The following is a 13,429-nucleotide window of genomic DNA, read 5'->3' as shown; positions in this document are numbered from 1 at the left end:
GCGCCGCGCTGTTCCACCTACGACAGGTTCACTGCCGTGTCATCGATCAGGAAGCTCGTCCCGAGGGAGGAGTCCTCCGTACCGGTGAAGGTGAGGGTCACCGTCGAACCCGCCTGGCCGCTGAGGCTGAGCGACTTCTGGACGTAGCCCGAACCCTTGTTGAGGTTCGAGTAGGTGGCCAGGGTGGTGGACCCGGCCTTGACCGTCAGCTTGTCGTACGCCGTGGTCGTGGTCGTCTCATCGGAGTCGACGTAGAGCCAGAAGGTGAGCGTCGCCGCACACCCCGACGGGATGGTGACCGACTGCGAGAGCGTGTCGGTGTGGGTCGACCCGTAGCCGTTCAGCCAGGCCTTGTACGACCCGGCGTGCGCGGGCGCGCTGGTCGAGCTGTCGATCACGCCCGAGGAGGCGGTCCAGCCGGTCGCGCCGGACTCGAAGCCCGGGTTGGTCAGCTTCTGGCCGGAGCAGGTGCCGCCGCCGGTGCCGGAGACGGTGAAGGTGAACTGCACCGAACCGGTCACACCGGCCGAGTCCGTCGCGGTGACGGTCGGCGTGAAGGTGCCGGCCGTGGTCGGCGTACCCGAGACGGTGCCCGAGGACGAGATCGAGATGCCGGCCGGGAGCCCAGTGGCCGTGTAGGTGTAGGGCGAGGTGCCACCGGAGGCCGCGACCGCGAAGGACGAGATCGCGGTGCCGACGGTGCCGGTCTTGGAGCCCGGCGAGGCCACCGTGACGGGGCTGGAGCCGCCGGGGGTGCAGGTCGGGTCACCGGTCTGGGCCGGGACCGAGACCGCGTTCCAGGCAGCCTTGACCGCGTTGAACTCGGTGCAGGTCGTGGTGCCGTACAGGTTCTTGGCCGCGGTGAGCGTCCAGGTGCGGTACTTCAGGTACGACGACGAGGAGGTCTTGATCAGCATCGCGTTGTACATGATGTTCATCGCCTTCTGGATCCCCACGCCGGTCACGGACGAGGAGTTGCAGGTCGGCGAGGTCGGCTGGCCGTTGGTCGGGTTGGACCCCTCGGCGAGCAGGTAGAACCAGTGGTTGCCCGGTCCGGCCGCGGCGTGGACCTCGTCGCCCGGCGTCGAGGACGAGTAGCAGTTGTCGTCGCCGACCAGGGACGGGTTGTACATGTTGCGGATCGGTCCGGCGCCGACCAGGTCGACCTCCTCACCGACGGTGTAGTCGGGGGTGTCGTTGGCGCTCTGGTTGTCGTACCACTCGGTCGCCGCACCGAAGGTGTCCGCGACGAACTCCTGGGTGTTACCACCCGAGATCCCACCCGGGGTGTGGTCGTCGATGCCGTGGCCGAACTCGTGGGCGACGACGTCGAGCGAGCCGATCCAGCGCGAGCCGGACTGCGAGTGGCCGATCTGCACCTGGGTGCCGTCGTAGTAGGCGTTCACGTCGTTCAGACCGACCCGGACCGGGAGCCAGCCGCCGGAGCCGTCCATGCCCGAGCGACCCAGCCACGAGGTCAGCATGCCCTTCTCCTGCTGGGCGGCGTAGAACGCGTCGACGCAGCCGGTCTCCCGGTTGGTCGGGTCTCCGTTGCCCCAGGCGTCGTCGGTGCCGGTGTAGGTCACGTTGCCCGTCGCGTTCTGACACTTCAGCGTCGTCGCGGACGGGTCCGTCATCGAATACGTCGAGCCGGAGAGCTGCGTCGAGATCGACACGCTCCCGGAGTAGCCCGAGTTGCCCGTGCCCGCCACGACGTGCTCCCTGGTGGAGAGCACCTTGCCCGTGGCGGCGTCGACGAAGACCGAGAGACGTGAGGGCTCGCCGGCACGCGTGCCGGTCACGATCGTCTCGTACGCCAGGTCCGAGCCGGCCTCGCCCTGGAGGACGACCAGCTCGCTGGACTCCACGGCCGGCTTGGTCACCTTGCCCTTGGCGACCTTCTCCGCCTTGGCCTCGGTGATCGCGGGTGTCGTGGTGGCCACCTTGACCGGGGCGTCCTGGGCGACCGAGGTGCCCAGCAGGTTGCCCTCGCCATCAGCAGCGACGACGAAGTCACCGCCGACGACGCGCAGGCCCTGGTGGGTGCGGTCGTAGGAGACGTACTGCAGCCCGGAGGACTGGTACGTCCTCAGCCGGACGGCCTCGTCCTTGGCGCCGAGCTTCAGCGCCACAGGGTCGGCGGCGACGAAGGCCGCAGCCGACTTCTCCGCCTTGGTCCTGGCCTCCTTGCCGGCGACGACCGCGCGGCCGTCGTCGGTCTCCTGGGATGCCACGGTGCCCTTGCCGGGCTTGGGGTCGGTGGCCGCCTGCACGCCTGTGGGCATGCTGATGGCGGCCACTGCCGAGATGAGGGCCATGGTCAGGCCCTGCGCTACGCGTCTGTTGTTCACGCAGACTCTCCTTGAGCCGGCCCCGCCGAAGCGGAGCAGCCGATACTGACTCATGGACAGTGGCGATCGGGCGCGGAGACGGTCAATCAGGTTAGTGCTTCATAACCTTGCAGTGCAGCGAGCCGTATTTACGACAACATATGAATACCCACGGGTACATCACGAATGCGTCAGTTCGCGCGGCAAAACAGAAGTCAGCCGCTGGCGTCTCGGGTCACCAGCGGCTGACAAGAAGAACGTTAGCCGACGAAGCCGAACACGTGCAAGCACCTGCAATGCAGAAGACTGCAAATGATCCGACCGGGCTACTCGGACCACCCGAGAGGGCTATGAGCGCGGGTTCTGCGAGCGCTGCGTACGCCGCGCGTCGCGCTGCCGTCGCAGCCGGCGCACCAGGACGCCGTCGTAGGCGAGCGCCTCGGGCTTGTCGATCAGATCGTTGACGGCTCGGTGGTACTCGGCGGCACTCATCCCCAGCTGCTCGCGGACCGCGTCGTCGCGGCCGGTTCCGGCCGACCACCAGGAACGCTCGAAGTCGAGCAGTCGCTTCTCGTTCTCGGAAAGGCCCGGCTGCCCGTCGGCAGACCCGGGGCTGTGGGGCGCCTCGGTCATGCGTACATCATCCCAGGCGCGACGGGCGCCTCCGAAACCGCCACGCGCCACCGTCTCGAACTACCCGGCATAGCCCATCTGGGCCATCTTCATAAAAGTGCAGATCAACTCTTTGAAGGTCGCCGGCCGGTCGGCTAATCTCTTCCATGTCAGCCGCTGGTGACCCGAGACGCCAGCGGCTGACTTCTATTTCGGCGGGTGCTACACCTCCGCGGTGTCCTCGCCGTGCGTCCCCGGACGCGGCGCCCAGGGCAGCTCCTTCGCGGCCCGTACGACGACCAGCCGGTCCCCCCGCGACAGGGTGCCGACGACCGGGTCGAAGTAGCGGAAGACCTTCTCGTCGCGTACGACCGCGATCACCTGGTCGGCCAGCTGCTGCGGCTGCTTGCCGACCTCGTTGACCAGCAGGTCGCGCTCGGCGACCTCGAGGCCGGTGCCGGAGTTGAGCAGGTCCTCCATGACCGACCCCAGGGTCGGCGAGATGGTGGACAGACCCATCAGCCGGCCGACCGCGTCGGCGGAGGTGATCACCGAGTCGGCTCCGGACTGCTTCATCAACGGCGCGTTCTCGCGCTCTCGCGCGGCGGCGACGATCCATGCCTCGGGGTTGATCTGCCGCACCGTCAGGATCGTGAGCACGTTGGAGTCGTCACGGTTGGTGGTGATGATGACCTGCTCGGCGTCCTTGACGCCCGCCCGCATCAGCACCTCGCGCCGGGTGGCGTCGCCGGTGACCACCGCGATCCCGTCGGAGTGGGCATCCGAGCGCGCCACCGGGTCCGGGTCGACCACGACGAACTCCTCCGGATCCGCTCCGCTGGTCAGCAGCGTCTCCACGGCACTGCGGCCCTTCGTGCCGTAACCGACGACAACGATGTGCTGGGACATCTTCTTCCTCCAGCGAGCGACTCGGATGAGGTCACGGCCCTGCTTGGTGAGGACCTCGAGGGTGGTGCCGATCAACAGCACCAGGAACGCGATGCGGGCCGGCGTGATGATGAACGCGTTGATCATCCGCGCATGCGCCTCGACCGGGGCGATGTCGCCGTAGCCGGTCGTGCTCAGCGTCACCGTCGTGTAGTAGATCGCGTCGATCAGGCTGATCTGGCCGGTGGGATCGTTGTTGTCGGCGTACGCATCGCGGTCGAGATAGACCAGCAGGACCGTCCCGACCAGGATCGCGAGCGCGGCCAGCAGCCGCCGCCCGAGCTGCCACCACGGAGACCGCACCGTCTCAGGAAGAGCGACCTGCTCGACACCGGCCCACTTCGGGGCGAATGCAGATGTCTCGGACACATCAGTGACCCTATCCGCCGCGCTCCTTCGTCTGTTGCATGAGTGCCTCCGACATCACCGTGTCACCAGCCAGATGCCCGCGCTCGCCGGTCACGACGTGGTCATCGTGCCGCGCAGCAGAGGGCCCTGGACGCGAGACGGGCGCCATGCCCCCGAAGGGACGATGGCGCCCGCCGTGTGCGAACCGGTCCTCAGCCCTTCACGGATCCGGCCGTGAGTCCACGGACGAAGTAGCGCTGCAACGAGAAGAACACCAGCAGCGGCACCGTCATCGTGATGAACGCACCAGCTGTGAGCAGGTGCCACTCCTGGCCACGGTCGCCGATCAGGTCGCGCAGCGTGATCGTGACGACCTCGTTGTCTCCCGCCCCGAGGAAGATGAGCGCGACCAGGAGGTCGTTCCAGACCCAGAGGAACTGGAAGATCGCGAACGCCGCCAGCGCCGGCACCGACATCGGCACGATCAGCCTCCAGAAGGTCTGGAAGTGGGAGGCCCCGTCGATCTCGGCCGACTCGATGATCTCCTGCGGCAGGGTCGCCATGTAGCTGCGCAGGATGAAGACCGCCAACGGCATCCCGAACGCGGTGTGGGCCAGCCACACCGCGAGGAAGGTGCCGTTGAGGTCGTAGCTCCCGAACAGGTTGAGCAGCGGCACGAACGCCACCTGCAGCGGGACCACCAGCAACCCGACGATCAGCATGAACAGCACGTTGCGTCCCGGGAACCGCATGAACGTGAACGCGTACGCAGCGAACGCGGCGATCATGATCGGCAGCACCGTCGCGGGGACGGAGACGACGATCGAGTTCACGAATGCGTTGGCCATCCCGCTCTCGAGGACCTGCCTGTAGCTGTCGAAGGTCCACTGGGAGAACGGGTCGGTGATGACCGTCCACCAGCCCGACGACTTCACGTCGGCCTCGTCGCGGAACGACGAGATCAGCAGACCCAGCGTCGGGATGAACCAGAGGACGCAGAGCAGGAAGATGCCCACACGGACAGCGACGCTGCCGAGGGTGAAGCTCCTCATCAGCGGGCCTCCTGCTTCTTGAACTGGCGCATCTGGTAGACCATCACCGGGATCACCGCGATCATCAGGACCACGACCACCGCCGCCGCGCGACCGGCGTCACCGAACTCGAAGAGCTCGAGGACGAAGGTGTTGGCCAGCACCGAGGTGCCGGAGCGGCCACCGGTCATCACGTAGACGATGTCGAAGACCTTCATCACCAAGATGAGGATGGTCACGAAGACCACGATCACCGTCGGCCAGATCTGCGGTACGACGACCTTGAAGAAGATCTGGATCTCGCTGGCCCCGTCGATGCGCGCAGCCTCCACGGTGTCCTCGGGCACGCCCTTGATCGCCGAGGAGAGCAGCACCATCGCGAACCCCGCCTGCAACCAGATCATGATGACGATCAGGAGCAGGTCGTTGAGGTTGTAGTCGGAGATCCGCAGCCAGGCGACCGGCTCGAACCCGAGACTGGTCGAGATCGCCGAGAGGAGCCCGATCTGCTTGTCGCCCTGCGCGAACCTGGTCGCGTAGACGAAACCCCAGATCGTGCTCGCCCCGACGAAGCTGATCGCCATCGGCATGAAGATGACCGACTTCGCGACCCGCTCCGGGAACGCCTTGAGCTGGTCGGCCAGCACCGCCACGAGCAGGCCGACGATGACGCTGGCGGCCGGGACGATGAGGATCCAGAGCAGGTTGTTGACCAACGTGCCGATGAACTCGTCGTCCCGGAAGAGCGCCGTGTAGTTGTCGAACCCGACCCAGTTGATGCTGTTGTCATCGGCGAAGCTGTAGATCACCGTCATCAGGGCCGGGTAGACCAGGAAGACGGCGACCACCACGATGGCCGGGCCGATGAAGACGTACGGCTTGACCCGCCTCTCCCACTTGCCCGGCAGCAGGCCCGAGAGGAAGTTGAGCACCCAGAAGAGAGCAGCGGTGCCACCGACCCCGAGGACGATCGCGATCAGGCCGTTGAGGATCTTCAGATATGGGTCATCGCTCATCCTCGCCAGCTCTCCTCGATCGCGTCGGCAGCCTCCTGAGCGCTCTTCTCACCTCCGACATAGGCGTTCATCTCGCTCCAGAACGTGCCGGCGCCGACCTGCGCGGGCATCAGGTCCGAACCGTCGAAGCGGAAGGTGTCGGCGTCCTGCAGCAGGGTCGCGATCTCACCGAACATCGGGTCGGCGTACTGGGAGTTGTCGAACTCCGTGCTCGGCGAGAGCCAGCCACCGGCCGCGGCCCATTCGGCACCGAAGTCGGGAGACGCGAAGAACTCCATCAGCTCCACCACGTCGGTGTCGTTGGTGAAGGCGGTCGCCATGTCACCACCGCCGAGCACCGGGTTGCCCTCGAAGCCGCCCTCCATGTTGCCCGGGAGCGCGAAGACGCCGACGTTGCCGGCCAGGTCCTGCTGGACGTCCTTCGGGAAGAAGGTGGTGATGAAGTTGGCCTGGCGGTGCATCTGGCAGCCCGGCTTCGCGTCGAAGAGCGGGAGCGGGGAGTCGCCGAAGGGCTCGCTCAGGGTGCCGTCGGCCCCGCCGCGGACGTTCTTCGGCTTGTTGATGATGTCGCCCATGGTCTCGATCGCCTCGACGATCTTCGGGTCGTTGAAGGGGACCTCGTGGGAGACCCAGTCGTCGTAGAACTCCGGGCCTTCCTGGCGCAGGACGATCTCCTCGACCCAGTCGGTGTAGACCCAGCCGGTGTCGGCACCGGCCTCGGCGCCGAGGCACCACGGGGTCTGGCCCTTGGCGATCATCTGGTCCTCGAGGCCCCGCAGCTCGTCCCAGGTCGTGGGCGTCTTGTAGCCGGCCTGCTCGAAGTTCTTCGGGGTCCAGACCAGCGACTTCATCGAGACGCGGATCGGGACGCCGTAGGTCTTGTCGTCGATCTCGACCGAGTCCATCAGGCCGGGGATCATGGTGTCGTCGAGCGAGCCGACGTCGATGAGGTCGTCGAGCGGGAGCGTGTCACCCGACTCGGTCAGGTCGCCGACCAGACCGGGCTGCGGGAAGAACGCGATGTCGGGCGCGTCGTTTCCGTTGACCTTGGTGCGGATCTCGGTGGTGAAGTCCGCCGAGGGGGTGTAGGTCACCTCGATCCCGGTCTCCTCGGTGAACGTGTCGAGGGCCGCGTTGAGCCCCACTGCCTCGCCCTCGGGGATCGCGCCGAGGATCTGGATGCTGCCGTCGCCCTCTTCGGTGTCGCCGGCATCGTTGCTGCCTCCGCCACCGGGGACGCCGCACCCGGTCACGGCGAGCAGACCTGCGACCACTGCTCCGATTTGCCACTTTCGCACGTGCATCTGAATTGCACCCTCCATCGTCGTTTGATCCACGGAGTCGTGCCACGCAGGCCGCGTCGGGTCCACGAGGCATCGCCTCGTTATGTGATCTCCGTAACATTAGTCGCTACGGTCCATCGATGTCCCGGGCAAATTGTCGAACACTTACCCGAGAACGCGCAGGAGGATACCGCTCACGCACTCCGGTGCCAGGAAGACCCGCCAGCCCGGTGTGACTCCGGCAGCGGAGTTAGGCCAGAATCAGCGCCCAAATGAACTATCCGCACCCTCCCCATCAAGGCCCCGGTCAAGGGCCCCCTCACCAGCCTCCTCGCGACCCGCTCGCCGTGGCCGGCCGGTTGGCCGCTGTCATCTGCTCGATCCTCTTCTGGCTGATCGCGGCGATCGCCGTGATCGCTGCCGTCATCGGCATCTTCCGGGCCTTCGGCGGCGGCCTGGCCTGGCGTACGGTCGGGATCTGGGCCATCGCCGGCGTCGGCTGCTTCGCGTCCTCCTGGATCATCGCCGCGCTCGGCCGCATCGGGCTCGACGACGAGCCGATCGGATCGTGGCGCGTCGCGCCGTTCGAGCTGGCGCGCATCCTCTACCGCAACCGATGACAGGTCGTGCCCCGACGACGGCAGGCCGTACGTCGCGCGTGCCCGCGCGGCGTACGGCCTGCTGTCGTGGGGTCTAGACGCGCGCCTTGTCGGTCTCCGCTGCGGGCGGAGCCGCGTGGTCGTCGACCATGGTCGTCTCGTCGAAGGGGTCCTGACCGTCCAGGACACGGTCGAGCCGGCCGTGGTCGATGGTCCTGGTCCAGTGGCCGACCAGGACGGTGGCGACCGAATTGCCGGCGAAGTTGGTCAGCGCGCGGGCCTCGGACATGAACCGGTCGATGCCCACGATGAGCCCGACCCCGTCGACCATCTCCGGGCGGTGGGACTGCAGCCCGCCGGCCAGGGTCGCCAGGCCCGCACCGGTGACGCCGGCGGCACCCTTGGAGGCGATCATCATGAACAGCAGCAGGCCGATCTGCTCGCCGATGCTCAGCGGGTCACCCATCGCGTCGGCGATGAAGATCGAGGCCATCGTCAGGTAGATCGCGGTGCCGTCCAGGTTGAACGAGTAGCCCGTGGGGACCACGACACCGACCGTCGCCTTCTCGACACCGGCGTGCTCCATCTTCGCGATCAGGCGCGGGAGGGCCGACTCGGACGAGCTGGTGGAGAGGATGAGCAGGAACTCGCGGGCCAGGTACTTGAGCAGCTTGAAGATGTTCACGCCGGTGGCCAGCTTGAGGAGCGCACCCAGGATGCCGAAGACGAAGATCGCGCAGGTGACGTAGAAGGCGATCATGATGACGGCGAGGCTCTTGAGGGCGTCGATACCGGTCTCGCCCACCACACCGGCGATGGCACCGAAGGCGCCGACCGGGGCTGCCCACATGATCATCGCGAGCACCCGGAAGATCAGGTTCTGGATCGCGGTGATCGCGTTGAGGATCGGCTTGCCCGACTCCCCCATCCGCTGCAGCGCGAAGCCGACCAGCAGCGCGACCAGCAGGGTCTGCAGCACCACGCCGGAGGTCAGCGCCGAGAAGAGCGAGGTCGGGATGATGCTGAGGAGGAAGTCGGTCGTGCTCGCGTGCCCCTCCGAGGCCGCCTCCTGGCCTGCTCCGGACGCGTCCGAGCTCAGCTGGAGACCGGTGCCCGGGTCGATGATGTTGCCGACGATCATGCCGATCGTCAGGGCGACCGTGGACATCACGATGAAGTAGATCAGCGCCAGGCCACCGACCTTGCCGACCTTGGCCGCGCTGGCGACCGAGCCGACGCCGATGACCAGGGTGCAGAAGATGATCGGCTGGATCATCATCTTGATCAGGTTCACGAACGCCGTGCCGATCGGCTTCAGCTCCACCGCGAACGACGGGGCGATCAGCCCGACCAGGATGCCGAGGACCACCGCGGCGATCACCGCGATGTAGAGATAGTGTGTTCGGTCCTTCTTGGGTCTTGTCTCTGTGGGGGTCGTGCTCATCGTTCCTCCTGGTCCGGTGTGTCCTGCCCTCCGGGGCAACTCGGGCAACTCTCCGGGAGAACGTGACGACCGTCACTGTTGTGTTCGTTGTGTTCGTGGCCACGATCACAACCGCGCGACGGAGGTGGTCCAGAATGAGGTCGTGTCCCGTGTCCACCCGTTCCGCCCCCGCGTTCTCCGCGATCGGCCGGTGGCCCAGCAGGTTCTGCTCCTCCAGTTCGGCACGGTGCTGCTGCTCGTCGTCACCGGCATCCTGATGGCCTCCTACGACGCCCAGCGCGACTCCTACAGCCGCGCCACCCAGCGTGCGGTGGCCGTCGCCCAGACCGTCGCCGACTCCCCCACGGTCCGTACGGCGCTGCGGGGCGATGACCCGACGGCGACCCTCCAGCCCTGGACCGAGCAGGTACGCCGCGACACCGACACCGACTTCGTCGTGGTGATGGACCTGGACCGCACCCGCTACACCCACACCGATCCGCGCCAGATCGGCGGGAAGTTCGTCGGCGACCTCGGTGGCGCGCCCGACGGTGAGGTCTTCACCCAGCAGTACACCGGCACGCTCGGACCGTCGGTGCGGTCGGTGGTTCCGGTCGAGGCCGGCGACGAGGTCGTCGCGCTCGTATCCGTCGGCATCACGGTCAGCGACATCAACCGCGGTCTGCGGCGCGACGTCACGATCGTGCTGCTGTGCGGCGCGCTCGTGCTGGCCGTCGGGCTGACCGGTGCCTGGCTGCTGAGCCGGCGCCTGCACCGGCTGACCCACGGCATGGGCGAGCGGGAGCTGGCCCGGATGTACGAGTACTACTCCGCCGTCCTCCACTCGGTCCGCGAGGGTCTGCTCCTGCTCGACGGAGAGGGGCGCGTTCAGCTGGTCAACGACGAGGCGCGGCGCCTGCTGGCGCTCCCGGGCGACGTCATCGGCACCCGGATCGAGGACCTCGGCCTGGCCCCGGGACTGGTCGCCGCCGCCCGCGGCCGCACCGCCGAGTCCGACGACCTCTACCTCGCCGGCGAGCGGATCCTCGTCGTCTCCTCGGCACCGGCGCTGTGGGACGGCCGCGAGGTCGGCGCCGTGGTGACGCTGCGCGACCACACCGAGCTGCGCTCGGTGACCGGCGAGCTCGAGGTCGTACGCCGCCTCACCGAGTCGCTCCGGTCGCAGAACCACGAGGCGGCCAACCGGCTCCACACGGTGGTGTCCCTGATCGAGATGGGCAGGGAGCAGGATGCGGTCGAGTTCGCCACCGAGGAGCTCCAGGTCGCCCAGCTCCTCACCGACCGGGTCGTCGGTGCGGTCGAGGATCCCGTCGTGGCCGCGCTCCTGCTCGGCAAGTCGGCCGAGGCGGCCGAGCAGGGCGTCGAGTTCCGCATCGTCGGCGAGGTGCCGCCCGGCACGGGCATCCCGCCCCGCGACCTGGTGACGGTGCTGGGCAACCTCGTCGACAACGCCTTCGACGCCGTCTCCGGCTTCGAGTCCCGCCAGGTCGAGGTCCACCTCACCGGTGACGACGACACCCTCACGGTGCGCGTCGGCGACAGCGGTCCGGGGCTGGACGAGGCAGACTCGGCGCGCGTCCTCGACCGCGGCTGGACCACGAAGGCCGAGCCCGGCACGGGCCGGGGCCTGGGTCTCGCGCTGGTCGGCCAGATCGCCCGACGTCATGGTGGCGAGGTCGTCATCGGCCGCTCGCACCTCGGTGGGGCCGAGTTCACCGTCACCCTCGCTACGGAGGTGGCCGCATGAGTGTCAAGGTGCTGGTGGTCGAGGACGAGGCGCTCGCGGCCGAGGCCCATGCGGCGTACGTCGGGAGGGTCTCGGGCTTCGCCCTGGCCGGGATCGCGCGGTCGGCGCGCGAGGCGGTCCGCGCGCTCGACGCGGCCCGCGACGCGGGCACTCCGGTGGACCTGATCCTGCTCGACATGAACCTGCCCGACGGGCACGGGCTCGGGCTGCTCAGCAGGCTGCGTGCTGCCGGGCACCTGTGCGACGTGATCGCGGTGACGGCGGCGCGGGACACCAAGGTGGTGCGGCAGGCAGTCGTGCAGGGGGTCGTGCTCTATCTGCTCAAGCCGTTCACGTTCGCGACGTTCCGGGACAAGCTCGAGCAGTACGCCGACTATCGTGCCCGGCTCGACGCTGCCCCCGAGGAGGTCGTCCAGGACGAGGTCGACCAGCTCCTGGGGTCGCTGCGGCCCACCGGGAGCACACCGCTGCCCAAGGGCATGAGCGCGGAGACCCTGCGCGCCGTGACGGCCGCGCTGCGCGAGGCCTCCGGTGACCTCTCGGCGAGCGAGGTCGCCGCCGTCGTCGGCTCGTCGCGGGTGACCGCGCGGCGCTACCTCGAGCACCTCGCCGACAAGGGCCTGGCCGCGCGCGGGGTCCGTTACGGTCCCAGCGGCGGCCGACCCGAGGTCGGCTACTCCTGGCTCTGATCCGGCCGAGAGCCCTAAATCGTTCGCGCCCGGGGTGTCTCGCCGGGCAGAGTCGATGCCCATGACCAGCAGCGACCTGTGGACCCGCGACGACGCCGAGCGCTACGACGACCCCGACGACTGGGTCAACTCGGCCGAGGTGACCGGGCCGGTGGCCCGGCTCCTCGCCGAGCTCGCCGGCGACGGCCCCGCGCTCGAGCTCGCCATCGGGACGGGCCGGATCGGCGTACCGCTGCGGGAGCTGGGTGTGCCGGTTACGGGCATCGAGCTGTCCCAGCCGATGGTCGACGTGCTGCGCCGCAAGGTGGACGAGGCGACGATCCCGGTCGTGGTCGGTGACATGGCCGCTGCCGAGGCACCCGGGGTGGGGACGTACTCGTTGGTCTACCTGGTCTTCAACACGATCGGGAACCTGCGTACGCAGGAGGAGCAGGTCGCCTGCTTCGCCAACGCCGCTCGTCATCTGGCGCCGGGCGGACGCTTCCTGGTCGAGGTCGGCGTGCCGGGTCTGCGGCGGCTTCCGCCGGGCAGCCCCGCGATCCCGTTCGACGTCTCCGCAGCTCACCTCGGGTTCGACACCTACGACCTGGTCACCCAGCAGGCGACCTCGCACCACTACACCCGCGACGCCGACGGCCGCTTCCGGTACGGGGCGCACAACTTCCGGTTCGTGTGGCCCTCCGAGCTGGACCTGATGGCGCGGCTGGCGGTGATGACGCCGGAGTCGAGGTACGCCGGCTGGGACCGCTCCGCGTTCACCAGCGAGTCCACGAGTCACGTGTCGGTCTGGCGCAAGCCGGAGTAGCGCTGGAACTCCCAGGCGCGCCGGATCGCCTCGCGGACGGCTTCGGGGGCGGCACGTTCGAGGTAGGCCTCGATCTTGTGGTGCGCCTCCATCCTGGGCGGGATGCCGAACGCGTCCGGCCAGCGTTCGATCAGGTCCTCGCGGCGTTCGATCGGAACCCGGACGAGCAGGGTCCTCGCGTCGACGAGCCGGGCCACCAGGCGGTCGTTGACGTACCAGCCGCGTGGTTTGTGGCGGCAGCCGTCCAGGGTGGACACGAAGGCGTCGACCTCGTCCGGGGTCATGCTTGTGGAGCGTACGCCGCCCGCCACCGCTCCGCAGCCACCTGCGCGGCTTCGCTGATCAGTGCGGTCAGCTCGGGGCGGTCCGGGACCGGGAACGAGGTGTAGGCGCTGCGGCCGCCCTCGACCGGACGGCCGTAGGCCTTGGCCGCGAGACGCCCGTCGGGCAGGAGGCGTACGTTGAGGGTGCTGAGCCGGAAGACCACGTCGCGGCGGGTGTCCGTCCACTGAAGGGCTTCGGGAACGGCGACATTGATCGCCAGGGCGCTGACCTCGACCTCATCACTCGTCACCGG

Annotated in this window: 13 protein-coding genes; 4 read left to right on the top strand and 9 right to left on the bottom strand. The window is 68.2% G+C overall.

Features of this window, described 5'->3' with window-relative positions:
• Window positions 1–17 precede the first annotated feature (17 nt).
• The 6 genes from BLT25_RS00705 to BLT25_RS00680 form a co-directional block, all read right to left on the bottom strand.
• Window positions 18–2,351 carry a M4 family metallopeptidase gene (locus tag BLT25_RS00705; RefSeq protein WP_256328386.1) on the bottom strand — a complete coding sequence of 778 codons (2,334 nt, stop codon included), beginning with the start codon at window positions 2,349–2,351 and terminating at the stop codon, window positions 18–20.
• Between the two features lie 327 nt (window positions 2,352–2,678).
• Window positions 2,679–2,963, bottom strand: coding sequence for a DUF3263 domain-containing protein (locus tag BLT25_RS00700; RefSeq protein ID WP_091040975.1), 285 nt, complete (start codon window positions 2,961–2,963; stop codon window positions 2,679–2,681).
• A 201-nt stretch (window positions 2,964–3,164) separates the two neighbouring features.
• Entirely contained in the window at window positions 3,165–4,259 is a 1,095-nt protein-coding gene (locus tag BLT25_RS00695) for a potassium channel family protein (RefSeq protein ID WP_091040974.1), read from the bottom strand.
• 191 nt (window positions 4,260–4,450) lie between these two features.
• Entirely contained in the window at window positions 4,451–5,290 is an 840-nt protein-coding gene (locus BLT25_RS00690; RefSeq protein ID WP_091040972.1) for a carbohydrate ABC transporter permease, read from the bottom strand.
• A complete protein-coding gene (locus tag BLT25_RS00685; RefSeq protein ID WP_091040971.1) occupies window positions 5,290–6,285 on the bottom strand; it encodes a carbohydrate ABC transporter permease in 996 nt (331 codons plus the stop codon). Before BLT25_RS00685 ends, BLT25_RS00690 begins: the two co-directional genes overlap by 1 nt.
• A complete protein-coding gene (locus tag BLT25_RS00680; RefSeq protein ID WP_176883507.1) occupies window positions 6,282–7,583 on the bottom strand; it encodes an ABC transporter substrate-binding protein in 1,302 nt (433 codons plus the stop codon). Before BLT25_RS00680 ends, BLT25_RS00685 begins: the two co-directional genes overlap by 4 nt.
• Before the next feature lie 332 nt (window positions 7,584–7,915).
• Between BLT25_RS00680 and BLT25_RS00675 the strand changes: the two genes are divergently transcribed.
• Window positions 7,916–8,188: a hypothetical protein gene (locus BLT25_RS00675; protein WP_091040967.1), complete on the top strand. Its 273-nt coding sequence runs from the start codon at window positions 7,916–7,918 to the stop codon at window positions 8,186–8,188.
• 73 nt (window positions 8,189–8,261) lie between these two features.
• Here the strand turns inward: BLT25_RS00675 and BLT25_RS00670 are convergent, their stop codons facing one another.
• Window positions 8,262–9,611 carry a cation:dicarboxylate symporter family transporter gene (locus tag BLT25_RS00670; protein ID WP_091040965.1) on the bottom strand — a complete coding sequence of 450 codons (1,350 nt, stop codon included), beginning with the start codon at window positions 9,609–9,611 and terminating at the stop codon, window positions 8,262–8,264.
• 142 nt (window positions 9,612–9,753) lie between these two features.
• Here BLT25_RS00670 and BLT25_RS00665 point away from each other — a divergent pair, with 142 nt between their 5' ends.
• The 3 genes from BLT25_RS00665 (at window position 9,754) to BLT25_RS00655 (ending at window position 12,852) form a co-directional block, all read left to right on the top strand.
• Window positions 9,754–11,358, top strand: a complete 1,605-nt coding sequence (locus BLT25_RS00665) for a sensor histidine kinase (protein WP_256328385.1) — start codon at window positions 9,754–9,756, stop codon at window positions 11,356–11,358.
• On the top strand, window positions 11,355–12,047 hold the full coding sequence (locus BLT25_RS00660) for a response regulator (protein WP_091040961.1): 693 nt from the start codon (window positions 11,355–11,357) through the stop codon (window positions 12,045–12,047). The genes BLT25_RS00665 and BLT25_RS00660 overlap by 4 nt, the downstream gene beginning before the upstream one ends.
• A 61-nt stretch (window positions 12,048–12,108) precedes the next feature.
• Window positions 12,109–12,852 (top strand): class I SAM-dependent DNA methyltransferase, encoded by a 744-nt coding sequence (locus BLT25_RS00655; protein ID WP_091040959.1) that lies wholly within the window; start codon window positions 12,109–12,111, stop codon window positions 12,850–12,852.
• Here BLT25_RS00655 and BLT25_RS00650 read toward each other — a convergent pair.
• Window positions 12,822–13,136 (bottom strand): MmcQ/YjbR family DNA-binding protein, encoded by a 315-nt coding sequence (locus BLT25_RS00650; RefSeq protein ID WP_091040957.1) that lies wholly within the window; start codon window positions 13,134–13,136, stop codon window positions 12,822–12,824. The genes BLT25_RS00655 and BLT25_RS00650 overlap by 31 nt on opposite strands.
• The gene (locus BLT25_RS00645; protein ID WP_091040955.1) at window positions 13,133–13,426 is read right to left on the bottom strand and encodes a hypothetical protein; all 294 of its coding nucleotides are present in this window, start codon (window positions 13,424–13,426) and stop codon (window positions 13,133–13,135) included. Before BLT25_RS00645 ends, BLT25_RS00650 begins: the two co-directional genes overlap by 4 nt.
• Window positions 13,427–13,429: the final 3 nt, after the last annotated feature.

The sequence above is a fragment of the Nocardioides sp. YR527 genome (assembly GCF_900101045.1).
Taxonomy (GTDB): Bacteria; Actinomycetota; Actinomycetes; order Propionibacteriales; family Nocardioidaceae; genus Nocardioides.
Note: the sequence above shows the minus strand (reverse complement) of the source record. Positions and strands in the feature narration are given on the sequence as shown.

What these genes read in the sequence shown, in the direction of transcription:
- BLT25_RS00700 (WP_091040975.1), bottom strand. Translation starts at nt 2,963, where the DNA reads ATGACCGAGGCGCCCCACAGCCCCGGGTCTGCCGACGGGCAGCCGGGC.
- BLT25_RS00690 (WP_091040972.1), bottom strand. Translation starts at nt 5,290, where the DNA reads ATGAGGAGCTTCACCCTCGGCAGCGTCGCTGTCCGTGTGGGCATCTTC.
- BLT25_RS00685 (WP_091040971.1), bottom strand. Translation starts at nt 6,285, where the DNA reads ATGAGCGATGACCCATATCTGAAGATCCTCAACGGCCTGATCGCGATC.
- BLT25_RS00670 (WP_091040965.1), bottom strand. Translation starts at nt 9,611, where the DNA reads ATGAGCACGACCCCCACAGAGACAAGACCCAAGAAGGACCGAACACAC.
- BLT25_RS00660 (WP_091040961.1), top strand. Translation starts at nt 11,355, where the DNA reads ATGAGTGTCAAGGTGCTGGTGGTCGAGGACGAGGCGCTCGCGGCCGAG.
- BLT25_RS00655 (WP_091040959.1), top strand. Translation starts at nt 12,109, where the DNA reads ATGACCAGCAGCGACCTGTGGACCCGCGACGACGCCGAGCGCTACGAC.
- BLT25_RS00650 (WP_091040957.1), bottom strand. Translation starts at nt 13,136, where the DNA reads ATGACCCCGGACGAGGTCGACGCCTTCGTGTCCACCCTGGACGGCTGC.